The following is a 26674-nucleotide window of genomic DNA, read 5'->3' on the forward strand; positions in this document are numbered from 1 at the left end:
CGCCTGCAGGGCGTTCCTGGCTGCAGCGCGGCCAGCGGCCTTTGCTGCTGTGCGCCGGGCTCTCGCTGGCGCTGCATGCTGCGGTGCTCGCGTACAGGGTTCCGCCGCCACCCGATCCGCCTCGGGCGTCGGCTGAATACGCAACTTCCGGTGAAAGCGACGGCTCGGGGTCGAAGGTCGTGCGCCTCCGCGTCGAAGTCAGGCCGGCCGAGGCGCGACATGGAGCGTCGAGCGCACCCCAACCCGAAATGGTGACCCCGGCTCCAGCCGAAGGAGGCTCTGACACCACCGCGATGCGCGACGGAGAGGCGAGTCCAAGGTCGTCAGTCTCCGAGGTGCCACTGCATCGCATTTCGGACCGCTTGCTTCCGCAACCCGCAGAGCCGAGCTCGTCCACTTCGATGCCGCAACCCCCCGCTGCTTTCGAGACCTCGCAGATCACATCGACGGACGGCTTCGATGGCAGCGACTACCTTCCGCGGCGATTGCTCACGGTTGCGCCGTCCCCCGTGGCACCCATTGTCCTGGGTGCGCCGGAAGACAGTGTCCCTGCGGAGCGCTTTGTCGGCATCCTCTCTGTCTTTATCGATGAAAGCGGGCGCGTGAAACACGTGAGGGAGGATGGGACGTCCCTTCCTCCCTCATTGAGCGAGATTGCTAGGCATGCATTTGCAAGCGCTTTTTTCTCGCCAGGCCAACTGAATGGCGCTCCGGTAAAGTCGAATTTCCGGGTGGAGGTGGTGTTCGATAACTCTGGCACCCCTAAATAACCGCCCTCATGCCTTCAGGGGTCTTCGTAAGGCGGCCCTACCGGCTGAAAAGAGGCTATTACGGCTTCTTGGCGGGCGGGCAGCCAGCGGGGGCGTATTTCGCATCAGCGGTAGTTTCGCAGAGCCAGCTCCCCTCGGCAGTACGGGTCCAAATGATGGTCTTCGCAGATTTTCCCTTCAACGTTTCCGCTGCCGCACCGGCGAAAGTCCCTGCAATGGTGCCCGTGGTGTTCAGTGCAACGGTATTGGTAGTTTTATCAGCGGCCAGGGCCGTGCCGGCAGTCGAAGCGAGAGGTGAAGTAAAGCTCAAAATGTTGGAGCTGGTGGCACCAAGATCACATGCACCAATGTCGGTTTTTCCATTGTTAAGACAGTCTTCATAAGCTGTCTTTAAAGCACCAGTCTCCGACATCGCACGAGCAACCTGCGATTTCGCAACATAGGTCTGGTATTGCGGAATCGCAATCGCGGCCAAAATACCGATGATCGCTACCACGATCATCAATTCAATAAGCGTAAAACCCTTTTGTACGGCACGCGCACTGGACTGATTAAACATTTTTGATACTCCCGGTTGATTGACGTAAACCCGGGTTTACACCCGGAAATCAATCAACCGCAGCATCTGTGCCACGCGCCTTTACAGCGTCTACTTCAAATTTCGTGAATTATTTCTCCGGACTTATTTACATTAAGTGACAATTCTTCGGCTTTTGCAAATTGCATCGAACAGTTTTGTCATCCGTGCCTGCGGGCGCGCTAAAACGTCAGTACGCCATTAGCTTTCAACCACCGCACATCCCGATGCGCCAACCCCCCCACCTGGCGCGCCGCCAGCGACTCGATCTGGCTCATGATCTCGTCGGTTTCCGCGGGCTTGGTGTGGGTGATGTAGATCGGGTAGTGCTTTCCGGGATCGATGTGCGACAGCTCGTCGGCCAGCGCGAGCGGCGAGAGGTGCAGGCTGCGCTCGGCCAGTGCCTTCTCGCGATTGCCGAAGGCGGTTTCGATGACGAGCACGGCCACGTCGAGGGCGTTGACGCGGTCCCAGAACGGGGGGTTGCGCTCGGTGTCGCCGCTGAACACCCAGTGTGCGCCGCCGTTGGCGCGGCAGACGGCGAAGCCGCAGGCCGGCACGGTGTGGACGGCGGGCAGAACCTCCACCTGCTTGGGAAAGGCACTGCCCAATGCGAGCGTTTGGCCGACGGTGATGTCGTGAAAGCTCACGAACGGTGCCCCGGGGCTGGGAATGCTCTCGAAATCGGGCCAGATGACGTTGTTGAACACATGCGCGCGCAGCGCCTCGATGGTGGCGCGCAGGGCATGCACGCGCAGCGGCCGGGTGCGGCGGCCGCCCACGGCGTCGAGCAAGAGGGGCAGAGCGGCGATGTGGTCGAGGTGGCAGTGCGTGAGCACGACGTCGTCGATGCCGGCCATTTCGTCGAGCGTGAGGTCGCCGACGCCGGTGCCTGCATCCACGAGCAGGTCGGTGTCGACCAGGAACGAGGTGGTGCGACAGTCTTTGGCAATGGCGCCCGAACAACCCAGCACGCGAACCTGCATCGTTGAAGACCCCTCGCTTGAATTCGTCGCGGTCATTTGGTTTCGACCCGGGTTGCGCCGTCCCATTCAGGGTCCTGGGGTCGCAACGCCATCGAGGCTAAACGCTGCGCATAGAGCTGGTAAAGGACTTTTTTCGCGTCCTCGGCGAGCAAGGGGTCGAGCAGTTTCCGACCCTCCGCCCAGTCCTGGCGGCGGTAGGCGGCGAGCACCCGTTCCCACCGTTCGAGCTGGGCGGACTGCCGCCGCGCGGCGTCGGTGAGGGCGTCGGTGCAGGGCCCCAGCGGCGTGAGAACGGACACCGCCTGGGCCCTGCCCTTGACGAGCACGCTGTCGAGCTCCTGCCAGATGAAGCCGGGCGCCAGTTCGCGGGTGGCACCGCTCGCGACGATCTCCACGCCGTAGTACGCGCTCAGGCCTTCGAGCCGGGCGGCGAGGTTGACGGCGTCGCCCACCACGGTGTAGCTGCGCCGCGCGGCCGAGCCCATGTCGCCGACGCTCATCACGCCGCTGTTGATGCCGATGCCGACGCAGATCTCGGGGTGGCCCTCGGCGCGGCGATGATTGTTGATGTCGTGCACGGCCTGCGCCATGTCGAGCGCGGCGCGCACGGCCAGGGTGGCGTGCTCCGGGGTGTCGATGGGCGCGCCCCAGAAGGCCATGACGCAGTCGCCCATGTACTTGTCGACGGTGCCGCGATGGGCGCTGATGACGTTGGTGAGCCGGCTGAACAGGGTGTTGAGGAAGGCCTGTACCTCGGCCGGCGGCATGTGCTCCGAGATCCGCGTGAAGTCGCGCATGTCGCAGAACATCACGGTCATGTGCTTGCTCTCGGCGCGCATGCTGTAGCGGTCGGGGGTGACCAGCATCTCGTCGACGAGCTGCCGCGGCACGTAGGTGCCGAACAGCCGCTCCAGGCCACGCCGCGCGCGCGACTCGATGAAGTAGCCCCAGCCCATGTTGAAGACGAAGGCCAGCACCGCCATGGCGAGCGTCAACGCCAGCGGCAGCACGAGGTGGTGGCGCTGGTAGAGCCAGGCGTTCGCGCCCGCCGACAGCGCGATGGTGACGATGCCGAGCAGCACGGCACGCGGTGCGGGCAGCAGTGTCAGGCCTAGCGCGAGCACGAGCCCCGCGGCAAGGATGTTGAGGACCTCGTAACCCGCCGCATAGTCGGGCACCGAGAGCAGGCGGCGGTCGAGCATGGCCGAGACGAGGTTGGCATGCACCTCGACACCGGGGAACGCCGAACTCACGGGCGTGGCGCGCAAGTCCTGCAGGCCGGGCGCGGTGGCGCCGACGAGCACGATGCGGTCCCTGAACTCGCCCGCCGCGAGCCGCCCCTCGAGCACATCGGTCGCCGACACGTAGCGGAACGAGCCGCCGTCCGGCCCCCCGGGCCCGCGGAACGGGACCTGCACGCGCGCGGCCGCGTCCACGGGCACGCGCAACCCGCCGACGATCAGCGAATGCAGCCGCGACGTGCCGCCCGCTTCGACGAACGCCGGCAGCACCGGCGGCGACCCGCTGGCGAGCCGGTACACCGAAAGCCCCAGCGATTCGTAGTAGCCCGGCCGCCCGCGATCGCCCTCGTAGCGCGCGATGAGCGGCACGGAACGGACGACGCCGTCGTCGCTGGCCATCTGCAGCGTGTTGAGGAAACCCGAGGCAGGCGCCGCAGCGGCCAGCACGGGCAGGCTGGCGCCGAAGCCGTTCCAGACCGTGGCATAGCCGCGGCCGGGCGGGAAGGCGTCGGGCGCCAGCAGCGGGGCCGACGGCAGCTCGCCCTTGGCACTCGGCTTCTCGGTGCGCGTGAAGTAGTAGCCGAGCACCACGCGCCGCCCTTCGAGGGCGCGCGCGAAGGTGGCGTCGTTGTCGAGCACCGGTGCCAGGCGTTCGACCTCCACCGCCAGCGCCGGCATATCGCGCAGCGGTCCGCTGGCGATGCCGCGGAGCTTGTCGAGGCCTGAGCTGCGGTCCGGCTCCACGAACATCACGTCGAAGCCCACCACGGCCGCCTGCTGCCGGTCGGTGAGCTCGGTGGTGAGGCGGGCGAGCTTGTCGCGCGCCCAGGGCCATTGCCCCTGCCGCGCAAGGCTCGCGTCGTCGACGTCGACGATCACGATCCGCGGATCGAAGGTGCCCGCCATCGTCGCGCGCAGGCGGGTGTCGTAGATCAGACGGTCGAGCCGGTCGAGCGCATTCAGGTGCCAGATGCCGACGGCATGCGCCAGCGCCAGCAGCACCGGCACCAGGGTGATGGCGATGCGCGGCCAGTGTCGCCTCAGCGCATTCATGGCATCAGGCGCTCACGGGCCGTGCGGGAAAGAGCGCTCAGACCCGCACGAACTCCATGCGCGTGGCACCACCGAGTTCCAGCACGTCGCGCTCGTGCAGCCCGACGGCTTCGGTACCGAGCGGCGCGCCATTGAGGGTGACGGCCCCCATGACGCTCGCGGCCACGTAGCCCTGCCTGCGGCGCGTGACCACCGCCACGGCAACCCCGGGCTTGCCGATCGTGGTGACCACCTTCTGCAGCGAGACTTCCTGGCCCGCATCGGTGCCCGAGAGCACGCGCAGCACGGGCTGACCGAGCTCGACCAGCGCGCCGGCTTCGGTGGGGGCCGAAGACAGGGAGATCGCGTCCGAAAAGTCGCTCTCCGACGAAGCGCCGCGCGCAGGGGCGGCATCGGCGGCCGGGCTGCGGCTGTTGCTGCGGGCACGGAAATGGATGCGGCAGCCGCCGATGTCGATGATGTCGTTGTCCTTGAGCTTGCGCCGCTGGACGACGTGGCCGTTGATGTAGGTGCCGTTGGTGCTGTGGAGGTCTTCGACCTCGACCTCGCCGGCAGGGCTCATGTGCAGCAGCGCATGCTCGCCGCTCACCGCGGGGTTGTCGACGACGATGTCGTTGTAGGCGCGGCGCCCGAGCGTCGTCCTGTCCTTGGCGAGCGTCACCTGCCCGACCACGGCCCCCTCGATCGAGATGATCATTTTCGGCATCGCCGAGTCCCCGATGGCTGAATTTTTGTCACCCGCGGACCGCGACCACCGGCGGTGGCTTCGGCCTGCGACTATGCGGCTTCGGACGCATCGCCGATGCGCGCCTTGGCCAGAACAACGGAAATGTTATCCCGGCCGCCATTGTCGTTGGCCACTGACACCAGGAGCTCGGCTTTTTGCTGCAGCCCGAGGTCGCGGGCCAGCACGGCGAAGAGCTGCGCGTCGGGCACCATCTCGCTGAGCCCGTCGGAGCAGAGCATGTACAGGTCGTCGGGGCGCGCCGTGTGCTCGTGCATCTCGAGCACCACCTGCGGCTCCACGCCGACCGCGCGCGTCACCAGGTTGCGGTGGGGCGAGACCAGGGCTTCCTCGGCGGTGATCGCGCCGGCGTCGAGCTGCTGCTGGCGCAGCGAATGGTCGCGCGTGAGCTGCTCGAGCTTGTTGTTGCGCAGGCGATAGCAGCGCGAATCGCCGATGTGGCCGACCAGCACGCGCTGCGGCCGGAAGGCGGCGAGCACCATCGTCGTGCCCATGCCGCGCAGATCGGCATTGCTCATGCTGGCGCCGAGGATGGCCGAATTGGCCTCGTCGGTGGCCGCCTGCAGCGCGCGGCGCACCACGCGCACGGGCGCCTGCAGGCCGCCCTGCGCGGACCAGCGCGCGAAGCTGGCGTGCACCAGCGACACGGCCATGGCGCTCGCCACCTCGCCGCCCTTGTAGCCGCCCATGCCGTCGGCCAGCACGACGAGGCCGAGCGCCGCATCGACCAGCAGGTCGTCCTCGTTGTGGGTGCGCGCGAGGCCGACGTCGGTCAGCGCCGCGAAATCCCAGGCCAGCTGAGGTCGTACGGGAAAGAAGGACGCGCCGGCACCCGCCATGTTGTTTTCAAGAAGAGCGTCGACGTGCGACGGCTTCAGTGCTCCGCTGCTGCGCGCCGACCCAGCCGATGAGGGCGGCACCCGGTGTGACGATGATCGGAAAGCGTTCCATGAGCTGGACCGTGAGCGTACAGCCAAAAATCACCAGCGGAATGCCGATGGCGAGGCCATGTCTCTCGTCCCGTCGTGTTGCGGCGAAAAAAACGCCCGCAGCAGGTGCGGGCGTCTTCTTCTTTTTGCGCGGTCACGCGGGGAGCTGCAGAACGCGTGTCAGAGCTGTGCCTTCAGCAGCTTTGCGAGCTCGGAGAAGTTGCGCGTGACGGTGAAGCCGCACTCTTCCATGATGGCGAGCTTGGCTTCGGCCGTGTCGGCACCGCCCGAGATCAGCGCGCCGGCGTGGCCCATGCGCTTGCCCGGAGGCGCCGTGACCCCGGCGATGAAGCCGACCACCGGCTTCTTCATGTTGTCCTTGCACCAGCGGGCCGCGTCGGCTTCGTCGGGGCCGCCGATCTCGCCGATCATGATGACCGCGTCGGTGTCGGGATCGTCGTTGAAGGCCTTCATCACGTCGATGTGCTTGAGGCCGTTGATCGGGTCGCCGCCGATGCCGACCGCCGAGGACTGGCCGAGGCCGATTTCCGTCAGCTGTGCCACGGCTTCGTACGTGAGCGTGCCCGAGCGCGAGACCACGCCGATGCGGCCCTTGCGGTGGATGTGGCCGGGCATGATGCCGATCTTGATCTCGTCGGGCGTGATCAGGCCGGGGCAGTTCGGGCCGAGCAGCAGCGTCTTCTTGCCGCCGGCGGCTTCCTTGGCCTTCATCTTGTTGCGCACTTCGAGCATGTCGCGAACGGGAATGCCTTCGGTGATGCAGATCGCCATGTCGAGGTCGGCCTCGACGGCTTCCCAGATGGCGGCCGCGGCGCCGGCCGGCGGCACGTAGATCACCGACACGGTGGCGCCGGTCTGCTGGGCGGCTTCCTTCACCGAACCGAAGATCGGGATGTTGAAGATCGACTCGCCGGCCTTCTTCGGGTTCACGCCGGCCACGAAGGCGTTCTTGCCGTTCGCGTATTCCTGGCACTTCTCGGTGTGGAACTGGCCGGTCTTGCCGGTGATGCCCTGCGTGATGACTTTGGTGTCTTTGTTGATGTAGATCGACATGGTGTGTTCCTAATCAGTTGGGGACAGAGCTGGTCCGCTGCGCGGCCTGCGGTCTGTCCCGCAAAGTCACTTCGCTACTGCTGCCACGACCTTCTGGGCCGCTTCTGCCATGGTGTCGGCGCTGATGATCGGCAGACCCGAATCGGCCAGCAGCTTCTTGCCTTCGGCTTCGTTGGTGCCCTTCATGCGCACGACCAGCGGCACTTGCAGGTTCACGGCCTTGCAGGCCGCGATCACGCCGGTGGCGATGGTGTCGCACTTCATGATGCCGCCGAAGATGTTGACGAGGATGGCCTCGACGTTCTTGTTCTTCAGCATGATCTTGAAGGCCTCGGTGACCTTCTCGGGGGTGGCGCCGCCGCCCACGTCGAGGAAGTTGGCCGGCTCGCCGCCGAACAGCTTGATGGTGTCCATGGTGGCCATCGCCAGGCCGGCGCCGTTCACCAGGCAGCCGATGTTGCCGTCGAGCGAGATGTAGGCGAGGTCGAACTTCGAGGCCTCGACTTCGGCCGGGTCTTCCTCGTCGAGGTCGCGCAGCGCGACGATCTCGGGATGGCGGAACAGTCGCGTTGCTGTCGAAGTTGAACTTGGCGTCGAGGGCGATGATGTTGCCCTTGCTGTCGCGGTTGAGCGGGTTGATCTCGACCAGCGAGGCGTCCGTCTCCATGTAGCAGGTGTAGAGCTTCTTGAAGATGTCCACGGCCTGCGCGGTGGAATCGGCCGGGATGCCGATGCCGTCGGCGATCTGCTTGGCCTGTTCGTCGGTCAGACCCTTCTGCGGGTCGGCGAACACGGTGATGATCTTCTCGGGCGAGGAGTGGGCCACTTCCTCGATGTCCATGCCGCCTTCGCTCGAGGCGATGAAGGCCACCTTCTGCGTGGCGCGGTCGGTCACGGCCGAGACGTAGTATTCCTTCTGGATGTCCGCACCGTCCTCGATGTACAGGCGGCGCACCTTCTGGCCTTCGGGGCCGGTCTGGTGGGTCTTGAGCTGCATGCCCAGGATCTCACCGGCGAGCTTCTTGACGTCCTCGATCGACTTGGCCACCTTGACGCCGCCGCCCTTGCCGCGGCCGCCCGCGTGGATCTGGGCCTTGACGACCCACACCGGGCCTCCAAGCTTCTGGGCGGCCTCGACCGCCTCCTGAACCGTATAGGCCGGAATGCCGCGCGGCACCGGCACGCCGAACTTGGCAAGAATTTCCTTGCCCTGGTACTCGTGGATCTTCATGAGGGATGTCTCTCGGAAGGAGGGGGTTGAGAACGGGAGATCTGGCGTCTGAGGCTGTTTCTGCTCTGTTGCTCGCGGGCGACGGCAGCCTGGCGGCTGGGGGCGGCGAACAACCGCGGACTGTATCATGGTGCGCCGCACCAATACTCGACGTGCGGTTGCGGTCAATACGTACTTACAGGCAGGACCCACCATGGCCAAGGTTTTCATCGATGGCGAGGCCGGCACCACCGGCTTGCAGATTCGCGAGCGGCTCCAGACGATGCCGCAGATCGAGCTCGTGAGCATCGCGCCCGAGCTGCGAAAGGACGCGAACGCCAAGCGCGAGCTGATGGCCGGCGTCGACCTGGTGGTGCTCTGCCTGCACGACGACGCGGCGCGCGAATCGGTCGCGCTGATCGACCAGCTGCCCGGCCGCAAGCCGAAGATCATCGATGCCTCCACCGCGCACCGCGTCTCGCCGGGCTGGGTGTTCGGCTTTCCCGAGCTCGTGGCCGGCCACTGGCAGGCCGTGGCCGCGGCCGACCGCGTGGGCAACCCCGGCTGCTACGCCACGGGCGCCATCGCGATCGTGCGTCCGCTGGTCGACGCGGGCCTGCTGCCCGCGGACTTTCCGATCTCGCTGCCCTCGGTCAGCGGCTACTCGGGCGGCGGCCGCGCGATGATCGAGGCCTACGAGAAGGGCGAGGCCGCGCTGTTCGAGACCTACGCGCTCGGCCTCAAGCACAAGCACATCCCCGAGATCATGAAGTACACCGGCCTCACGCGCCGGCCGGTCTTCATTCCCTCGGTCGGCAACTTCAAGCAGGGCATGCTGGTGCAGCTGCCGCTGCATCTCGACCTGCTGCCCGGCAAGCCCCGGGCCGGCGACCTGCACGACGCGCTCGCTTCGCACTACGCGAAGAGCAACACGCCCGAGCAGTTCGTCCAGGTGCTGCCGCCCACCGACGACGGCAAGCTCGACGCGCTCGCGCTCAACGACACCAACCAGCTCGAGCTGCGCGTGTTCCCGAACGAGGACCACCGCCATGCCGTGGTGATCGCGCGCCTCGACAATCTCGGCAAGGGCGCGAGCGGCGCCGCGGTGCAGAACCTGAAGCTGATGCTGGCGCTCTGAGCGCCCGCGTTCTTCTTTTTCTTTTACTTACCGGTTCACGAGCCAGAGCCCCACGCCCAGCAGCACCGCATGCGCGCCGAGCGCGATGCAAAGCGGCAGGCGCGAGGGCTCGGCGATTTCCTGCAGCGCGTCGTGGATGCGGCGCGTGAGCAGCGCGCGCAGCGCCGGGTCCTGCGCGGGCTCGCCCTCGCCTGCCGCCGCCGGCGCGCCCTGCGCGGTGCGCGTCTGCTGCCACTCGGCCAGCACCTCGGCGAGCGGCAGCCGGCCGAGGAGCCAGCCGACCACCGCGCGCACCGCCCTGCCCTCGCCGAGCACCGGCGCCAGCGGCTTCACGAGCGCATCCACGGTGAGCCCGTCGGCCGCGCGCTGCAGCGCGACGTGGGCGCGCGGCATGGCCTCGATGCGCCCGGCGATGGCGGCGGCGAGCCGCTGCGACACGGCCTCGCCGCGCGCCGCGACGATCTGCTGCATCGCGCGTGCGCGGCCCCGCGCCACGCCCAGCATCGCGTAGACGACCACGAACAGCAGCAACAGCACGGCCACGAGCGAGGGCGGCGAACTCAGCAGCGCGAGCGCCGCGCCGCCGCCACCCGCGCGCGCCCCCGCATAGCCGGCGCCTTGCAGCTGGCCCAGGTAGAAGAAGAACACGCCGCCGCCGAGCACGAGGCCGAGCAGCACGCCCCCGAGCGCCGAGCCGGCGAACACGAGCCCGGCCTTCGCGCCGGTGCGGACGAGAGACGACATGGAATCCTCCGGTTGTTGTTGTCGCTGTGGGGCCCGGATGATGCATCAGGCGGCGCGGCCGCCCGGCGGCGGCTTCAGCCCTCGGCTTCGAGCAGCCGCGCCAGCGTCTGCAGGTCGCGCGCGATCCAGGCCGCATCGCGCTCGAAGGCCGCGTCGTCCATGTGGGGCTGGCGCAGCAGCGTGAACTGCAGCTCGCAGGCGTCGGGCGCCACGCCGATCACGCGGAACGGCAGGTAGACCTCCGGCACGCCTTCGGGTGCGACCCAGTGGTCGAGCACGCCGAAGTCGTTGGCGGGCGCGAAGCGCATCCGCACCTCGCCGCTTTCGGGCGTGGTCACGGTCCAGTGATCGCCGTGCGGCACCAGCGCGCTCTTGGCCAGGCCGCTGGCCCAGTCGGGCAGGCGGGCCGGATCGGCGGCAAGCCGGTAGGCGCGGCGCCAGTCGCAGGCCACGCGCTGCGTGACCACGCGGGACTGCAGGGAAGCCTCTTCATTCGGTGTCGTCATCGAAATCGCTCCTGAGCACCTTGGCCGCCACCGCGGCCGAAAAACCGCGCGCGAGCAGAAAGCGCATCTGCTTCGCCCGCTCCTTGGCGTCGGCGGGCGGCGCCTCGAAACGGCGGCGCCACAGCGCGGTGGCGCGCTCGAGCTCCGTGGCCTGCAGGCCGGCCACCGCTTCCGCGATGGCGGCCGGCGCAATGCCCTTGGCCTGGAGCTCCTGCCGCACCCGCGCAGCCCCCGCGCGAGCGGCCCGCTGGTGCAGCACCGAGGCCACCACCCGCGGCTCGCTGATGAAATCCTTGGCCGCCAGTTCGTCCAGCGCGCGCGCGAGCGTGCCGGGTTCTTCTTCATGCCTGGCCAGCTTGCGCTCCAGCTCCGCGCGCGAATGCTCGCGCTGGCTCAGGAGCCGCAGCGCGCGGCCTTTGAGAGAGGGACCGTCGAAAGCCATGCGCATCGCCGCACGGTCCCGAAAGGACCGTGCGCCCCGGACTTACTCGCCGGCCTTGTCGGCCTTGGCCGCCTTCGCGGGCTTCTCGGCCTTTTCGGCCGCGGGTGCGTCGGCATCGGCCGCCAGCAGCGGAATGCCCAGCGACTCGCGCACCTTGTTCTCGATCTCGCGCGCCAGTTCGGGGTTCTCGCGCAGGAACTCGCGCGCGTTGTCGCGGCCCTGGCCGATCTTCTCGCCGTTGTAGGCGTACCAGGCGCCCGACTTGTCGAGGATCTTGGCGTTCACGCCCATGTCGATGATCTCGCCCTCGCGGCTGATGCCCTCGCCGAACAGGATGTCGAACTCCGCCGTCTTGAACGGCGGCGACACCTTGTTCTTCACCACCTTGACCTTGGTCTCGTTGCCGATCGCCTCGTCGCCCTTCTTGATGGTGCCGATGCGGCGGATGTCCAGGCGCACCGAGGCGTAGAACTTCAGCGCGTTGCCGCCGGTGGTGGTTTCGGGCGAGCCGAACATCACGCCGATCTTCATGCGGATCTGGTTGATGAAGATGACCATGCAGTTGGTCTTCTTGATCGTGGCGGTGAGCTTGCGCAGCGCCTGGCTCATCAGGCGGGCCTGCAGGCCGGGCAGCGAGTCGCCCATCTCGCCTTCGATTTCGGCCTTGGGCGTGAGCGCGGCGACCGAGTCGACCACGATCAGGTCCACCGCGCCCGAGCGCACCAGCGAATCGACGATCTCGAGCGCCTGCTCGCCGGTGTCGGGCTGGCTGATCAGCAGGTCGGACAGGTTCACGCCGAGCTTCTGGGCGTACTGCACGTCGAGCGCATGCTCGGCGTCGACGAAGGCGCAGGTGCCGGCCTGCTTCTGCATGGCGGCGATGACCTGCAGCGTGAGCGTGGTCTTGCCCGACGATTCCGGGCCGTAGATCTCGATCACGCGGCCGCGCGGCAGGCCCCCGACGCCCAGCGCGATGTCCAGGCCCAGCGAGCCGGTGGAGACCACCTGGATGTCTTCCAGCGCCTCGCCTTCGCCGAGCCGCATGATCGTGCCCTTGCCGAACTGCTTTTCAATCTGCGCCAGCGCGGCCTGCAGGGCCTTGGCCTTCTCACTGTTGGCGACCGAGATGCTTGCGCCCTTGACGACTGCGTCCATGTGGAACTCCTTGAAAATCAACGGTTTGTGTCTGGTTTCATCCATCTGCTGTTAATCACAGGCTGGATGCTTGAACAGTAGTGTAGGGGCTCGTTGGGCGGAGTAAACCCGTTTTTTGGTCAGTTTGCTTTACCATTCGGGCCATGGCCGATGCCGCTTTCCCGCTCGATGCCGACGCCTGGCGGCAGATCCACCTGGGCCGCCTGCTGGGCCACGCCATGCGCCGCTTCGACGAGCGCGTGCTCGAACTCATGGCGCACGACGTGGACGTGCCGCTGGCGCTCTCCAACCTCGCCGCCCGCGCGCAGGTGAGCGCGGCGCACATCCACATCACGCGGCATCTCGCGCGCGAGGGCTCGCGCCTCACCGACCTGGCCGAGCGCGCCGGCATGACCAAGCAGGCCATGGGCGCGCTGGTGGATCAGTGCGAAGCCTGGGGGCTGGTCACGCGCGGCCCCGATCCGCTCGACGCCCGCGCGCGCCGCGTGCGCTTCACGGCCGACGGCCTGGCCTGGCTCGACGCCTTCCGCCACGCCGTGACCCAGGCCGAGCGCGAGTTCCGCGACAGCGTCGGCCACGACGTCGCCACCGTGGTAACCATCGGTCTGGAAGCGTACACGGCGGGCTAGACTCGGCCAGGAGACAACCTATGTGAGCGGCGCCCCTGCAGCGCCGTCAACCGGCCGGAGGTGGCGCATGCGGATTCTGATTGCGGAGGACGACCAGGTGCTCGCCGATGCCCTGCTGCGCAGCCTGCGCACCTCGGGCGCGGCGGTCGACCATGTGGCGAACGGCTCGCAGGCCGACACCGCGCTCATGACGCACAGCGAGTTCGACCTGCTGATCCTCGACCTCGGCCTGCCGAACCTCCACGGCATCGAGATCCTCAAGCGGCTGCGCGCCCGCGGCTCGCAGCTGCCCGTGCTGGTGCTCACCGCGGCCGACAGCGTCGAGGAACGCGTCAAGGGCCTGGACAACGGCGCCGACGACTACATGGCCAAGCCCTTCAGCCTGCAGGAGCTCGAGGCGCGCGTGCGCGCACTCACGCGCCGCGGCATGGGCGCCACCAGCAACACCATCCGCCACGGCCCGCTGGTGTACGACCAGGCCGGCCGCGTCGCCACCATCGACGGCAAAATGGTCGAGCTCTCGGCCCGCGAGCTGGGCCTGCTCGAAGTGCTGCTGCAGCGCGCCGGCCGGCTGGTCAGCAAGGACCAGCTGGTGGAGCGGCTGTGCGAATGGGGCGAGGAAGTGAGCCTCAACGCGATCGAGGTCTACATCCACCGGCTGCGCAAGAAGATCGAGAAGGGACCGGTGCGCATCGCCACGGTGCGCGGGCTGGGCTACTGCCTCGAGAAGATCCAGTCCTGATGCGCCTGGGCGAAGGCCGGGAGCGGGCATGAAGCTCTTCCAGCGCGCGCAGCGCTCCCTGTTCGGCGAGATCCTCGACTGGATGCTCACGCCGCTGTTGCTGCTGGTGCCGGTGAGCATCGGCGTCACGTGGCTGGTGGCACAGGGCATCGCCAATGCGCCGTTCGACCGTGCGCTCGAGTACAACGTGCAGACGCTGGCGCGGCTGGTCACGGTGCAGCAGGGCCAGACGACCTTCGTGCTGCCGCAGCCGGCGCGCGAGATCCTGCGCGCGGACGATGCGGACCGCGTGTACTACCAGCTGCTCGACAGCCACGGCAAGCTGGTCAGCGGCGAGGCCGACGTGCCGCATCCCAATCAGGACGAGCCCCCCGCGATCGGCGTGGTGACGCTGCGCAACGGCGAGATGCGCGGCAAGCCGGTGCGCGTGGCCTCGCTCTGGCTGGCCAGCCAGGACGATGCGGCGCCGGCCCTGCTGCAGGTGGCCGAAACGCGCGAGAAGCAGTCGGTGCTCGCGACCGAGATCATCAAGGGCGTGCTGCTGCCGCAGTTCGCGATCCTGCCGCTGGCGGTGCTGCTGATCTGGCTCGCGCTGGTGCGCGGGATCAAGCCGCTGTCGGTGGTGGAAGCGCGCATCCGCGAGCGCCGCCCAGGGGACCTGAGCCCGCTCGACGAGTCCTCCGTACCGCTAGAGGTGGTGCCGCTGGTCTCGTCGGTGAACGAGCTGCTCGACAAGCTCAACGATTCGATCCACACGCAGAAGCGTTTCCTCGCTGATGCGGCGCACCAGCTCAAGACGCCGCTCGCGGGCCTGCGCATGCAGGCCGACCTGGCGCAGCGCGAGGGCGCCAATGCCGACGAGCTCAAGCAGTCGCTCAAGCAGATCGGCCGCGCCAGCGTGCGCGCCACGCACACGGTCAACCAGCTGCTTTCGCTCGCGCGGGCGGAGAGCACCGGCGCGGGCACCGGGCGCCAGCCCTGCGACCTGGCGCGGCTCACGATCGAGGTGGTGCGCGAGGCGGTGCCGCGGGCCATCGAGCGCCGCGTGGACCTGGGCTACGACGGCGCCCAGCCGGGCGCGCCGGGCGTGGTGCTCGAAGGCAACGCCACGCTGCTGAAGGAGCTGATCCGCAACCTGGTCGACAACGCGATCAACTACACGCCTTCCAGCGACGAGCGCCCGGGCGTGATCACGGCGCGCGTGCTGGCCGATCCCTTCGGCCACGTGGTGCTGCTGCAGGTGGAGGACAACGGGCCGGGCATCGCCGAAGCCGACCGCGAGCTGGTGTTCGAGCCCTTCTACCGCGTGCTCGGCAACGAGGCCGACGGTTCGGGGCTGGGCCTGCCGATCGTGCGCGAGATCGCCAACCTGCACCATGCGCAGGTGAAGCTCGAGGATGCGCATCCGGGCCGGCAGCCGCCCGGGGCGCGCTTCACGGTGCGCTTCGAGGGCGAATCCGCGGCGGACTGACCGGCGGGCGGGCGCTCAGGGGGCGGCCCGGGCGTCCTTGCGGATCTGCAGCCACTCGGGATGCACCTGGCGCCCGAGGCGCTGCGGCTCGCGCTCGTTCAGGCTTGCGGGCGCGAGGCCGAAGCCGGCGAGATCGCCGCGCGACCACAGCCAGTAGCCGGCATTGGCGAGCAGCAGGAGGACGAGGAAGAGACGCAGCTTCATGGTGGCCGCGTCTCAGAGCGCCATGCCGCGCGGGCGCACGCTGACTTCGTCGCTCGAGACCATCTGCAGCCCTTCGGCGGTGCGCACCTGCAGCTCGCCGCCCCAGGCCACGCCTTCGCACAGGCCGGCGGTGCCGTCGCTGAGCTGGACCTCGCGGCCGCGCAGCGCATCGCGCGCGGCAAAGCGTTCGGCGAAGGGCGCGAAGCCCCGCGTCTCGAAGGCCTGCACGCTGCGCACCAGCGGCGCCGCCAGCTCGGCCAGCACCTCGGGCGCGCGTGCGTCGGGCCGCCATTGGCGCAGCCACGCCGGCGGGGTGCGCATGCCCTCGGCCTCGCGCGGGCCGATGTTGATGCCGATGCCGATCACGAGGTAGCGCGCCGCGGCGGCGGCCGTGGCGTCGGCGCGCGCCGCATGCGGCACCGCGGTCTCGATCAGGATGCCGGCGAGCTTGCGGTCGTCCACCCACAGGTCGTTCGGCCACTTGAGCGCGACCCCCGCCGCGCCCGTGGGGTCGAGGCTCTCGGCCACGGCGACGCCGACGGCGAGCGACAGGCCCGCCCAGTCGCGCGGTGCGAGCGGCAGCGCCAGCGAGAAGGTGAGCGACGAAGACACGGCCGCCGCCTCGTCGCGGCGCTGCGCGCTCTGCCAGGGCCGCCCGAGCCGGCCGCGCCCGGCGGTCTGGTGTTCGGCCACGAGCAGCACCGGCTCGCTGCGGCCGGCGCGCGCGCGGCGCATCAGCTCGGCATTGGTCGAATCGATCTCGGCCACGGCCTCGACGGCGAAGCCCGGCAGCAGCGGCGCCACCGCCGCGGCAATGCGGTCTTCGAACCAGGAGGCGGCCGTGGCGCTCGTCATGTGTCCGGTCAGCCCTCGGCTTTGCGGGCTTTCTTCTTCTTTTCCGATTTCTTCTCGGCCTTCTTTTCAGCCTTCTTTTCGGCCTTGCGGGCTTCCTTCTTCTTTTCCGCCTTCTTCTTTTCGGCCTTCTTTGCGGACTTCTTTTTCTTCTTTTCCTCGTCCTCGTCCTTCGGCGTCAGCAGCGTGCCGCGGCAGTTCTCGGAACCGCACCAGCACGGAAACTCGGACAGCAGCTTCGGCGTGTAGGGCTCGTCGATGATCAGGCCGTAGTCGTAGTTGAGTTCTTCTCCTGCAGCAATGTTGCGCAGTGCCTTGATATAAACGCGCCCATCGACCTCGTCGGCTTCGCAGTTCGGATCGCAGGAGTGGTTGATCCAGCGGGCGGCATTGCCGTTGACGTTGCCGTCGATCACCCGTCCGTCGTCGATGTGGAAGTAGAAGGTGTGGTTCGGCTGGGCGGGGTCGTGCGGATGGCGGCGCAGCGCCTCCTTCCAGCTGATGACTTCGCCCTTGTATTCGATCAGCGTCTCGCCTTCCGCAATGTCCTGCACGGCGAAGACGCCGTTGCCATGGACGGTGGAGCGCCGCGTCTGGATTCGGCGGCCGCCGGAAGATGTGGATTTGGAAGGCATCGCCGAAGTCTGTTAGGTTGAATATGCACACATGCGCGCGTGCGCATGCGCACGCGGGAAGCCGCAGAGTATAGAGAGCCCTTAGATGACAAAGACTTTGGTAATCGCAGAAAAGCCGTCGGTGGCGCAGGACATCGTCCGGGCGCTCACGCCGGTCGCCGGCAAGTTCGAAAAGCACGACGAGCATTTCGAGAACGAAAGCTACGTCGTGACCAGCGCCGTCGGCCACCTGGTCGAGATCCAGGCGCCCGAGGAATTCGACGTCAAGCGCGGCAAGTGGAGCTTCGCGAACCTGCCGGTGATCCCGCCGCACTTCGACCTGAAGCCCGTCGACAAGACCAAGACGCGCCTGAACGCGGTGGTCAAGCAGGCCAAGCGCAAGGACGTGACGCAACTCATCAACGCCTGCGACGCGGGCCGCGAGGGGGAGCTGATCTTCCGCCTGATCGAGCAGTATGCGGGCGGCAAGTCGGGCCTCAACAAGCCCGTCAAGCGCCTGTGGCTGCAGTCGATGACGCCGCAGGCCATCCGCGAGGGCTTCGAGGCGCTGCGCACCGAGAAGCAGATGCAGGGCCTGGCCGATGCCGCCCGTTCGCGCTCCGAGGCCGACTGGCTCGTGGGCATCAACGGCACGCGCGCGATGACGGCCTTCAACTCGCGCGACGGCGGCTTCTTCCTCACCACCGTGGGCCGGGTGCAGACGCCCACGCTGTCGGTGGTGGTGGAGCGCGAGGAGCAGATCCGCAAGTTCGTCTCGCGCGACTACTGGGAAGTGCATGCCACCTTCCAGGCAGAGGCCGGCGAATACCCGGGCAAGTATTTCGACCCCCAGTGGAAGAAGGCCAACGCGCCGCTCCTGCCCAATGGCGAGCCCGATGCCGAGCAGCGCGCCGACCGCGTCTGGAACGAGCGCGACGCGCTCGCCATCGCCGAGGCCGCGCGCGGCAGGCCCGCGAGCGTGACCGAGGAGAGCAAGCCCACCACGCAGGCCTCGCCGATGCTGTTCGACCTGACCTCGCTGCAGCGCGAGGCCAACAGCCGCTTCGGCTTCAGCGCCAAGACCACGCTCGCGCTGGCCCAGAGCCTGTACGAGCGCCACAAGGCGCTGACCTATCCGCGGACCGATTCGCGCGCGCTGCCCGAGGACTACCTGCCGGTGGTCAAGGAGACCATGGGCATGCTCGCCACGAGCGGCATGAAGCACCTGGCACCATTCGCGAAGCAGGCGGTGGACGGCAACTACGTCAGGCCCAACAAGCGCATCTTCGACAACGCCAAGGTGTCGGACCACTTCGCGATCATTCCCACGCTGCAGGCGCCCAGCGGACTCAGCGATGCCGAGCAGAAGCTCTACGACTTCGTGGTGCGGCGCTTCCTGTCGGTGTTCTTCCCGAGCGCCGAGTTCCAGGTGACCACGCGCATCAGCACGGTGGCGCACCAGGGCCGGAACTACGCCTTCCGCTCCGACGGCAAGGTGCTGGTGAAGCCGGGCTGGCTCGCGATCTACGGCAAGGAAGCCGTGAACGACGACGACGAGAAGGACGGCAAGAACCTGGTGCCGGTGAAGCCCGGCGAGATGGTGAAGACGCTCGCGGCCGACGCCAAGGGCCTGAAGACCCGCCCGCCGGCGCGCTATTCCGAAGCCACGCTGCTCGGCGCGATGGAAGGCGCCGGCAAGACGATCGACGACGACGAACTGCGCGAGGCGATGCAGGAAAAGGGCCTCGGCACCCCGGCCACGCGCGCGGCCACCATCGAAGGCCTGATCACCGAGAAGTACATCGTGCGCGAGGGCCGCGAGCTGATCCCGACCGCGAAGGCCTTCCAGCTCATGACGCTGCTGCGCGGCCTGGGCGTGGAGGAGCTCTCCAAGGCCGAACTCACGGGCGAGTGGGAATACAAGCTCGCGCAGATGGAGAAAGGCGCGCTGAGCCGCGACGCCTTCATGCGCGAGATCGCGCAGATGACGGAGCACATCGTCCGGAAGGCGAAGGAGTACGACCGCGACACCGTGCCGGGCGACTACGCCACCCTCTCCACGCCCTGCCCCAACTGCGGCGGCGTGGTGAAGGAGAACTACCGCCGCTACGCCTGCACCGGCAAGCCGGGCAGCGAGCCCTGCGGCTTCTCGTTCGGCAAGTCGCCGGCCGGGCGTACCTTCGAGGTGGCCGAGGCCGAGGCGCTGCTGGCCGACAAGCACATCGGGCCGCTCGAGGGCTTCCGCTCGAAGGCGGGCTGGCCGTTCACCTCGGAGATCGTGCTCAAGTACGACGAGGAGGCGAAGAACTGGAAGCTCGAGTTCGACTTCGGCGACGACAAGAACGCCGACACCGGCGAGATCGTCGACTTCAGCGATCAGGACACGGTCGGGCCCTGCCCCATCTGCGGCGCGCCGGTGTTCGAGCACGGCAGCAACTACGTCTGCGAGAAGTCGGTGCCCACGAATGCGCAGCCCACGCCGAGCTGCACCTTCAAGACCGGCAAGATCATCCTGCAGCAGCCGGTGGAGCGCGCGCAGATGGAAAAGCTGCTCGCCACCGGCAAGACCGACCTGCTCGACAAGTTCGTGAGCATGCGCACGCGCCGCGCCTTCAAGGCCTTCCTGACCTGGAACGCCGAGGAAGGCAAGGTGACCTTCGAGTTCGCGCCGCGCGAAGGCGGCAGCAAGTTCCCGCCGCGCAAGACCTTCGGCAAGGCGGCGCCCGCGGGCAAGACCGCGGCGGCGAAGAAGGCGGCAGCCAAGACGCCCGCGGCCAAGAAGGCCCCGGCCGCGAAGAAGGCCGCCGCGCCGCGCAAGCCCGGCGCGGGCCTGAAGCCGAGCGACTCGCTGGCCGCGGTGATCGGCGCCGAGCCGGTGGCGCGCACCGAGGTCATCAAGAAGCTCTGGGACTACATCAAGGCCAACGGCCTGCAGGACGCGACGAACAAGCGCGCCATCAACGCCGACGCCAAGCTCAAGCCGGTGTTCGGCAAGGACCAGGTGACGATGTTCGAGCTAGCGGGCATCGTGGGCAAGCATCTGTCGGCGCCATGAGCATGCAGCGCCGACAGCTCGTTCTGGCCGTGGCCGCCGCCGCGTTCGCGGGCGCTTCCGTGCCGGCGCTGGCCGCCGCATGGCCTGACAGGCCCGTGAAGCTCGTGGTGCCCTTCCCGCCCGGGCAGGCCACCGACATCTTCGCGCGCGCGCTCGCCGAGCAGCTCGGCCGCCGGCTCGGGCAGCCCGTGATCGTCGACAACAAGGCCGGCGCGGGCAGCAACATCGGCACCGAGTTCGTGGTGCGCGCGCCGGCCGACGGCTACACGCTGGTGGTGGCCGGCAGCGCGATGGCGGTGAATCAGACGCTCTACGCCAAGCCGGGCTTCGACCCGCGCAAGGACCTGGTCGGTATCTCGCTGATCGCGACGGTGCCGCTGGTGTTCCTTGCCACGCCCGAAAGCGGCATCCGCAGCATGGCCGAGCTGGTCGCGCGCGCCAAGGCCGAGCCGGGCCGGCTCAGCTACGCGAGCGCCGGCATCGGCGGCACGCAGCACCTGTCGGGCGAGATGTTCAAGTCGGCGGCGCGCGTGTTCATCACCCACATCCCCTACCGCGGCAGCGGTCCGGCGCAGGCGGACTTCCTCGGCAACCAGGTGCCGCTGATGGTCGACTCGGTCACGGCGGCGCTGCCGCACATCAAGTCGGGCAAGGCGGTGGCGCTGGCGGTCACCTCGGCGAAGCGCTCGTCGCAGCTGCCCGAGGTGCCGACGGTGCGCGAAAGCGGCGTGGCCGGCACCAAGGATTTCGAGGCCGTGGGCTGGCTGGGCCTGATGGCGCCGCGCGGCACGCCGGCCGAGGTCACGGAGCGGCTCAACAGGGAAGTGACCGAGATCCTCAAGACCGAGCAGATGGCGCGCTTCATCCGCGACCGCGGCTCCGAGCCGGCGCCCACCACGGGCGCCGAGTTCGACCGCTTCGTCGCGAGCGAGATCCAGCGCTGGGGCCAGGCGGTCAAGGCCTCGGGCGCCAAGCCCGAGTAGCCAGCCGCGGCTCAGGCAGGCGTCGCCGCCTGCGCGCCCAGGTCCACGTCCGCGAGCAGCCAGCGGCGGAAGTGGTCGAGCGTGGCGAGCTGGCCGCGCCCTTCCGGGTAGCAGAACCAGTAGCCCTCGTTGCCGCGGTAGCCGCCCTCGGGCAGCGGCTCGTCGACGAGCCCCGCGGCAATGTCGTCCTGCACCAGGCAGCGCGGCACCAGCGCCACGCCCATGCCGACCATGACCGCGCGGATCATGGTCTGGAACTGGTCGAACTGCGGGCCGGCCAGCGGATCGAGGCCGCGCACGCCGTGCGCCTCGCTCCATTGCAGCCACGACTGCGGCACCGTCACATGGCGCAGCAGCGTGCAGCGCGCCACGTCCTGAGGGGCGCGGATGCGCACCTCGGCCAGCTCCGCGCGCGGCGCGATCAGCGCCACGTCCTGCCCCGCGAGGTAGTGCGAGCGCGCGCCGGGCCAGTGGCCGTCGCCGAACAGGATCGCGCAGTCGAGCTCGGGCCGCTCGAAGTCGTAGCCGTGCACGAAGGGCACGAAATGCAGCGTGATCTGCGGATGGCGGCGCTGGAAGTCGGGCAGCCGCGGAATCAGCCACTTGGCACCGAAGGTCGGCAGCGTCGAGAGGTGCAGCGCGCCGCCGCCGTCGCCGCTGGTGATGAGCTCGAGCGTGGCCGCCTCGAGCTGCGCGAGCACCGCGCGCACCGCCTTCTCGTAGCGTTCGCCCGCGGGCGTGAGCGCGAGGCGCTTGCGGCTGCGCTCGAACAGCGGCACGCCGATCCAGCGTTCGAGCTCCTGCACCTGCTTGCTCACGGCGCCCTGCGTGAGGTGCAGCGCCTCGGCGGCGCGCGAGACGCTGTCGAAGCGCACCACGGCCGAGAAGGCGCGCAGCAGGTTCAGAGGCGGGGAGAGACGGCGGAGCGACATGGCGGGATGTCCATCAAAACATTCCAGATCAGAATGTTAGCTGGTCTATCCTTTGCTTGGATGAACAGGCAACTTTTTGCTTCGTTCCTCCTCTTCCATTGGAAAAATCCCCCATGCAACGTCGTCTTCTTCTTTCCGCGCTGGCGGCAGCCACTGTCGCTCCTGGAATGTCTTTCGCCCAAGGCAAGCCGATCCGGATGATCGTGCCCTTCCCGCCCGGCGGCGCCACCGACATCACGGCGCGCGTGCTTTCGGAGCCGCTGGCCAAGATCCTGCAGCAGCCCGTGGTCATCGACAACCGCGCCGGCGCCGGCGGCTCCATCGGCATGGCCGAAGTGGCGCGCTCGGCACCCGACGGCCTCGCCTTCGGCGTGGCCACGCTCTCGACGCACGGCGTGAACCCGGCCGTATACCAGAAGCTGCCCTACGACCCGGTCAAGGGCTTCGTGGCGGTGACCGAACTCGTGAAGGCGCCGGGCGTGGTCGTGATCAACCCGCAGGTGCTGCCGGTGAAGAATTTCGCCGAACTCGTGAAGCACCTGAAGGCCAACCCGGGCAAGGTGTCGTACGCCTCGCCGGGCAACGGCACCATCGGCCACATGTGGGGCGAGCTGTTCAAGAGCAGCACCGGAACCTCGATGGTGCACATCCCCTACCGCGGTGCGGGCCCGGCGCTCAACGACGTGCTCGCGGGCGAGGTGCCGGTGTACTTCGACCAGGTCGCCTCCTCGCTGCCGCACGTGAAGGCGGGCAAGCTCAAGGCGCTGGCGGTGTCGTGGAGCGGCCGGCTCGACGTGCTGCCCGAGGTGCCGACCTACCGCGAACTCGGCTACGCCGCCAACAACGATCCCTCGTGGTTCGGCCTCGTGGCGCCGGCCGGCACGCCCGCCGACATCGCGCTGCGCATGCAGCAGGCGGTGGCCACGGCGCTGAAGGACGCCTCGGTGCGCGAACGGCTCGCGCTGCAGGGGCTCTATGCCTCGGGCACGACGCCGGCCGAGTTCGCGAAGCAGATCGACAGCGAGATCGAGAAGATGAAGAAGGTCGCCGCCTTCGCCCGCATCCGATTGGACTGAGCCTGCCTATGCATCCTGTTCTCAAGCTGATCCAGACCCGCACCCAGGGCTCGGCGCAAGTGACCGCGCTGCCCGGGACCACGCCGCTGGTGCTCGACTCGCCGCACAGCGGCACCGCATACCCGGCGGACTTCCGCTCGGTGCGCGACCTGGCGACGCTGCGCCGCGCCGAGGACACGCACGTCGAGAAGCTCTACGCCTTCGCGCCCGACATGGGCGTGGCGTGGATCGAGGCCCACTTCCCGCGCAGCTACCTCGACGCGAACCGCGACCTCACCGAACTCGACACCACCATGCTCGACGGCCCCTGGGACGGGCCGCTGTCGGACGACCCACGCGTGCTGTCGAAGGTGCGGCTCGGCAAGGGCCTGGTCTGGAAGCTCACCGACGAGGGCGAGCCGATCTACGACCGGCGGCTCGGCGTGGACGAGGTGCGCGCGCGCATCGACCAGTGCTGGCGGCCCTACCACGCGGCCGTGGCCGAGGCGATCGACGCGGCGCATGCGCGGCACGGCTACAGCATCCACATCAACTGCCACTCGATGCCGGCCGTCGCGGGCAGCCATGCGACCGACTTCCCCGGCGTGGCGCATGCCGACTTCGTGATCGGCGACCGCGACGGCAGCACCGCCGACCCGGCGCTGTCGCAGCGCATCTGCGCGCACCTGCGCGCGCGCGGCTACAGCGTCGACTACAACCATCCGTACAAGGGCGTCGAACTGGTGCGGCGCAACGGGCGGCCCGCGACGCACCGGCACAGCATCCAGGTCGAGATCAATCGCAAGCTCTACATGGACGAGGCCACGCTCGCGCTCGACGAGGCGAACGCCGCGCGGCTGCAGGCGGACCTGCGATCGATGGTCGAGATGCTGCTCGCCACCGATCCGCGCTGAGGCATAACAACCCTGAGGCCGCCGGGGGGTGTGGCGGCGCGGCCGGCGCCGCGCCGGCCTATAGTGGCCGCCAGTCCCACCATTGCCTGGAGTTTTCCGTGAAGCCATTCATTGCAGCCGTCCTTGCCCTCGCGATCGGTGCCCTGGCGGCGGGCTGCGCCGGCACGGGGTCGGCGGGCGGCAGCGACCGCGCGGCCTCGTCCGGCAGCGGCGTGACGGTGTTCGGCACCATCGACGCCGGCGTCAGCGGCACGACGAACCGCTCGGACCGCCGCTAGGCGGCCGACCGGCTCAGCGCCGCAGCAGCGCCTGGCGCAGCACCCGCGCCGCGCGGTCGCGGATGCGGCCGGGCCCGCTGTCGGGCGCGGTGCGCGGCGCCACCTTCGCGGTCGCGCAGGCCCAGAGGAAGTCGTGCAGGATCGGCGTGTCGTCCACCGTGTCGGTGCCGCCGTACTTGTGGAATTCGGGGTGCCACTGCGTGGCGGAGATGTAGCTGCGGCCCTTGTCGGGCCGGCGGCGGATCGCCTCGGGCACGCGGTCGGGCAGGCTCCAGGCCTCGACCTCGAAGCCGGGCGCGAGGTCCTTCACGCCCTGGTGGTGGATGCTGTTGACGCGCGCCGTCCGCACCTCGGGATAGAGCTTCGCGAGGCGCGTGCCTTCGACGATCTCGATGTCGTGGAAGTTCTGGTCGTAGGTCACCGGATCGCGGTGCCGCTGCGTCTGCGGATGCTGGTGCTGCGCCTCGATGTCCTGGTAGAGCGTGCCGCCGAAGGCCACGTTGATCAGCTGCAGGCCGCGGCACACGCCGAAGATCGGCTTGCCGGCCTGTTCGAAGGCCTCGACGAGCGCGAGGTCGTAGAGGTCGCGGATGCGGTCGCCGACCCAGGCGTCCTTGAGCGGCACCTCGCCGTAGCTGCCGGGCCAGACGTCGGCGCCGCCGTGCATCACCACGCCGTCGAGCCACTCGGCATAGTGCGAGAGCTTGGTGTCGCCGCGCGCGGTCTCGCCGGTGGGGCAGGGCACCATCACCACCATCGCGCCCGCGGACATGAGCCAGTGGGCGATGGATTGCTCGACGTACTGCAGCGTCTTGTTGGTGAACAGCGATCGCGCCGGGTCCGCATGCGAGAAGCAGGCGGAGAGACCGATCTTCAGCCGGGCAGCGACGGGTTGGGGCATCTCGGAGCGAGCAGGGCGTGCAAAGCGGAAAGGAAAGTCCATTGTGGCGCTTTGGCCTCTCGCCGCGGGTCGGACGAAACGCCAAGTATGCTTTCAACGCCGCCACGACCGACAAGGAAGACAAAGCCATGAAGACCATCCAGGGCCCGGCCATATTCCTGGCCCAGTTCGCCGGAGACCAGGCCCCGTTCAACTCGCTCGACGCCATTGCCGGCTGGGCCGCGGGCCTGGGCTACAAGGGCGTGCAGATCCCGAGCTGGGACGCGCGCCTGTTCGACCTGCGCCGCGCCGCCGAGAGCAGGACCTACTGCGACGAGGTCAAGGGCATGCTCGCCGGCCACGGCCTGCAGATCACCGAGCTCTCGACTCACCTGCAGGGCCAGCTGGTGGCGGTGCACCCGGCCTACGACGCCGGCTTCGACGGCTTCGCGGCGCCCGAGGTGCGCGGCGACCCGGTGCGGCGCCAGCAATGGGCGGTGGAACAGCTGCACCTCGCGGCCCGGGCCTCGGCCAACCTGGGGCTGCGCGCGCACGCGACCTTCTCGGGCGCGCTCGCCTGGCCCTACCTCTATTCGTGGCCGCCGCGGCCGCCGGGCCTGATCGAGGAGGCCTTCGACGAGCTCGCGCGCCGCTGGCGCCCGATCCTCGATGCCTTCGATGCGGCGGGCGTGGACGTGGGCTACGAGATCCACCCCGGCGAAGACCTGCACGACGGGGTGAGCTACGAGATGTTTCTGGAGCGCGTGAACAACCATCCGCGCGCCTGCCTGCTGTACGACCCGAGCCACTTCATGCTGCAGCAGCTCGACTACCTGGCCTACATCGACCACTACCACGAGCGCATCAAGATCTTCCACGTCAAGGACGCCGAGTTCAATCCGACCGGCAAGCAGGGCGTCTACGGCGGCTTCCAGAGCTGGATCAACCGGGCCGGGCGCTTCCGCTCGCTGGGCGACGGGCAGGTCGACTTCGGCGCGATCTTCTCCAAGATGGCGCAGTACGACTTCCCCGGCTGGGCGGTGCTCGAGTGGGAATGCTGCATCAAGCATCCCGAGGATGGCGCGCGCGAGGGCGCGAAATTCATCGCCGACCACATCATCCGCGTGGCCGACCGGGCCTTCGACGATTTCGCGGCGGGCGGTGTCGACGTCGCGGGGAACCGCCGCACCCTGGGCCTGGCCTGAGCCGCGCCCGCGCGGGCGCTATCCTGTCGATAGCAAAAGGGGCACGGGCGGCGCGCGTCTGCATTCCGCCACGCGCTCGACAAGCAACTGTCATGCCTCGCGGGCTATAATGTCGGGTTCGTTTCGATGACCACGACGAAGTTATTCGTCAACCGCCGGCCTGCGCACTTTGGCCCGGGCCGGTTTCACAGTGTGTTGGAGCGCCAGACCGGGCGCCCATGATTGCCACCACTGCCTTCGTTCTTGTTGAAGCGAATAGCGCCTCCGCCGCCCCGCGGTGGCGCGAAGAC

The 26674-nt window shown here is 68.5% G+C and carries 25 protein-coding genes and 2 pseudogenes; 10 read left to right on the forward strand and 17 right to left on the reverse strand.

The genetic code is table 11. The annotated features are described in order from the left end of the window. Positions 1–828: 828 nt before the first annotated feature. From M2165_RS09325 to sucC, 8 genes and pseudogenes are all read right to left on the reverse strand, one after another. Positions 829–1329: a pilin gene (locus tag M2165_RS09325; RefSeq protein WP_280814369.1), complete on the reverse strand. Its 501-nt coding sequence runs from the start codon at positions 1327–1329 to the stop codon at positions 829–831. A 200-nt stretch (positions 1330–1529) separates the two neighbouring features. Continuing rightward, positions 1530–2333, reverse strand: coding sequence for a 3',5'-cyclic-nucleotide phosphodiesterase (locus M2165_RS09330; RefSeq protein WP_280817504.1), 804 nt, complete (start codon positions 2331–2333; stop codon positions 1530–1532). Between the two features lie 32 nt (positions 2334–2365). Next, complete coding sequence (locus tag M2165_RS09335; RefSeq protein ID WP_280814370.1) at positions 2366–4627, reverse strand: adenylate/guanylate cyclase domain-containing protein; 2262 nt, start codon at positions 4625–4627, stop codon at positions 2366–2368. A gap of 37 nt (positions 4628–4664) precedes the next feature. Further along, positions 4665–5333 (reverse strand): FHA domain-containing protein, encoded by a 669-nt coding sequence (locus M2165_RS09340; RefSeq protein ID WP_280814371.1) that lies wholly within the window; start codon positions 5331–5333, stop codon positions 4665–4667. A 71-nt stretch (positions 5334–5404) separates the two neighbouring features. After that, entirely contained in the window at positions 5405–6211 is an 807-nt protein-coding gene (locus M2165_RS09345) for a Stp1/IreP family PP2C-type Ser/Thr phosphatase (protein ID WP_280814372.1), read from the reverse strand. A gap of 49 nt (positions 6212–6260) precedes the next feature. After that, a pseudogene (locus M2165_RS09350) lies at positions 6261–6380 on the reverse strand (TerC family protein); the annotation flags it as partial. Between the two features lie 101 nt (positions 6381–6481). Further along, positions 6482–7375: a succinate--CoA ligase subunit alpha gene (gene sucD / locus M2165_RS09355; protein ID WP_280814373.1), complete on the reverse strand. Its 894-nt coding sequence runs from the start codon at positions 7373–7375 to the stop codon at positions 6482–6484. Between the two features lie 66 nt (positions 7376–7441). After that, positions 7442–8606, reverse strand: a pseudogene (sucC, locus tag M2165_RS09360) (ADP-forming succinate--CoA ligase subunit beta). A 193-nt stretch (positions 8607–8799) separates the two neighbouring features. On the opposite strand from sucC, the gene argC reads away from it, so the two are divergent. Then, positions 8800–9723 carry an N-acetyl-gamma-glutamyl-phosphate reductase gene (gene argC, locus M2165_RS09365; RefSeq protein WP_280814374.1) on the forward strand — a complete coding sequence of 308 codons (924 nt, stop codon included), beginning with the start codon at positions 8800–8802 and terminating at the stop codon, positions 9721–9723. 27 nt (positions 9724–9750) lie between these two features. Here argC and M2165_RS09370 read toward each other — a convergent pair whose 3' ends face one another. From M2165_RS09370 to recA, 4 genes are all read right to left on the reverse strand, one after another. Further along, a complete protein-coding gene (locus tag M2165_RS09370) occupies positions 9751–10467 on the reverse strand; it encodes a hypothetical protein (protein ID WP_280814375.1) in 717 nt (238 codons plus the stop codon). Positions 10468–10541: 74 nt separating this feature from the next. Further along, complete coding sequence (locus tag M2165_RS09375) at positions 10542–10973, reverse strand: SRPBCC family protein (protein ID WP_280814376.1); 432 nt, start codon at positions 10971–10973, stop codon at positions 10542–10544. Beyond that, a complete protein-coding gene (gene recX / locus M2165_RS09380) occupies positions 10957–11415 on the reverse strand; it encodes a recombination regulator RecX (RefSeq protein WP_280814377.1) in 459 nt (152 codons plus the stop codon). Before recX ends, M2165_RS09375 begins: the two co-directional genes overlap by 17 nt. A gap of 42 nt (positions 11416–11457) precedes the next feature. Then, entirely contained in the window at positions 11458–12570 is a 1113-nt protein-coding gene (gene recA, locus M2165_RS09385) for a recombinase RecA (RefSeq protein WP_280814378.1), read from the reverse strand. A gap of 143 nt (positions 12571–12713) precedes the next feature. On the opposite strand from recA, the gene M2165_RS09390 reads away from it, so the two are divergent. The 3 genes from M2165_RS09390 (at position 12714) to M2165_RS09400 (ending at position 15412) form a co-directional block, all read left to right on the forward strand. Further along, positions 12714–13199 carry a MarR family winged helix-turn-helix transcriptional regulator gene (locus M2165_RS09390; RefSeq protein WP_280814379.1) on the forward strand — a complete coding sequence of 162 codons (486 nt, stop codon included), beginning with the start codon at positions 12714–12716 and terminating at the stop codon, positions 13197–13199. Between the two features lie 67 nt (positions 13200–13266). Further along, the gene (locus M2165_RS09395; protein WP_280814380.1) at positions 13267–13941 is read left to right on the forward strand and encodes a response regulator transcription factor; all 675 of its coding nucleotides are present in this window, start codon (positions 13267–13269) and stop codon (positions 13939–13941) included. 28 nt (positions 13942–13969) lie between these two features. Continuing rightward, positions 13970–15412: a sensor histidine kinase gene (locus M2165_RS09400; protein ID WP_280814381.1), complete on the forward strand. Its 1443-nt coding sequence runs from the start codon at positions 13970–13972 to the stop codon at positions 15410–15412. A 15-nt stretch (positions 15413–15427) separates the two neighbouring features. Here the strand turns inward: M2165_RS09400 and M2165_RS09405 are convergent, their stop codons facing one another. The 3 genes from M2165_RS09405 to M2165_RS09415 are packed head-to-tail and all read right to left on the reverse strand — an operon-like array spanning position 15428 to position 17103. Further along, positions 15428–15616, reverse strand: a complete 189-nt coding sequence (locus M2165_RS09405) for a sporulation protein (protein WP_280814382.1) — start codon at positions 15614–15616, stop codon at positions 15428–15430. A gap of 12 nt (positions 15617–15628) precedes the next feature. Further along, positions 15629–16471: a biotin--[acetyl-CoA-carboxylase] ligase gene (locus M2165_RS09410; protein WP_280814383.1), complete on the reverse strand. Its 843-nt coding sequence runs from the start codon at positions 16469–16471 to the stop codon at positions 15629–15631. Positions 16472–16479: 8 nt separating this feature from the next. Continuing rightward, the gene (locus tag M2165_RS09415; RefSeq protein ID WP_280814384.1) at positions 16480–17103 is read right to left on the reverse strand and encodes an SET domain-containing protein-lysine N-methyltransferase; all 624 of its coding nucleotides are present in this window, start codon (positions 17101–17103) and stop codon (positions 16480–16482) included. Positions 17104–17188: 85 nt separating this feature from the next. On the opposite strand from M2165_RS09415, the gene M2165_RS09420 reads away from it, so the two are divergent. Beyond that, positions 17189–20137 carry a DNA topoisomerase III gene (locus M2165_RS09420; RefSeq protein ID WP_280814385.1) on the forward strand — a complete coding sequence of 983 codons (2949 nt, stop codon included), beginning with the start codon at positions 17189–17191 and terminating at the stop codon, positions 20135–20137. Between the two features lie 2 nt (positions 20138–20139). Further along, positions 20140–21120, forward strand: a complete 981-nt coding sequence (locus M2165_RS09425) for a tripartite tricarboxylate transporter substrate binding protein (protein WP_280817505.1) — start codon at positions 20140–20142, stop codon at positions 21118–21120. Between the two features lie 11 nt (positions 21121–21131). Here the strand turns inward: M2165_RS09425 and M2165_RS09430 are convergent, their stop codons facing one another. After that, the gene (locus M2165_RS09430) at positions 21132–22052 is read right to left on the reverse strand and encodes a LysR substrate-binding domain-containing protein (RefSeq protein WP_280814386.1); all 921 of its coding nucleotides are present in this window, start codon (positions 22050–22052) and stop codon (positions 21132–21134) included. Between the two features lie 113 nt (positions 22053–22165). On the opposite strand from M2165_RS09430, the gene M2165_RS09435 reads away from it, so the two are divergent. The 3 genes from M2165_RS09435 to M2165_RS09445 all read left to right on the forward strand — a co-directional run bounded on the left by M2165_RS09435 (position 22166) and on the right by M2165_RS09445 (position 24299). Continuing rightward, a complete protein-coding gene (locus M2165_RS09435) occupies positions 22166–23128 on the forward strand; it encodes a tripartite tricarboxylate transporter substrate binding protein BugE (protein ID WP_280814387.1) in 963 nt (320 codons plus the stop codon). An 8-nt stretch (positions 23129–23136) separates the two neighbouring features. Further along, the gene (locus M2165_RS09440; RefSeq protein ID WP_280814388.1) at positions 23137–24021 is read left to right on the forward strand and encodes an N-formylglutamate amidohydrolase; all 885 of its coding nucleotides are present in this window, start codon (positions 23137–23139) and stop codon (positions 24019–24021) included. A 98-nt stretch (positions 24022–24119) separates the two neighbouring features. Beyond that, complete coding sequence (locus M2165_RS09445) at positions 24120–24299, forward strand: hypothetical protein (protein WP_280814389.1); 180 nt, start codon at positions 24120–24122, stop codon at positions 24297–24299. 13 nt (positions 24300–24312) lie between these two features. Here M2165_RS09445 and M2165_RS09450 read toward each other — a convergent pair whose 3' ends face one another. Continuing rightward, complete coding sequence (locus tag M2165_RS09450; protein WP_280814390.1) at positions 24313–25200, reverse strand: gamma-glutamyl-gamma-aminobutyrate hydrolase family protein; 888 nt, start codon at positions 25198–25200, stop codon at positions 24313–24315. A gap of 128 nt (positions 25201–25328) precedes the next feature. Between M2165_RS09450 and M2165_RS09455 the strand changes: the two genes are divergently transcribed. Continuing rightward, positions 25329–26384 carry a sugar phosphate isomerase/epimerase gene (locus M2165_RS09455; protein WP_280814391.1) on the forward strand — a complete coding sequence of 352 codons (1056 nt, stop codon included), beginning with the start codon at positions 25329–25331 and terminating at the stop codon, positions 26382–26384. The last annotated feature ends 290 nt before the right edge of the window (positions 26385–26674 follow it).

The sequence above is a fragment of the Variovorax sp. TBS-050B genome, from assembly GCF_029893635.1.
Classification (GTDB): domain Bacteria; phylum Pseudomonadota; class Gammaproteobacteria; order Burkholderiales; family Burkholderiaceae_C; genus Variovorax.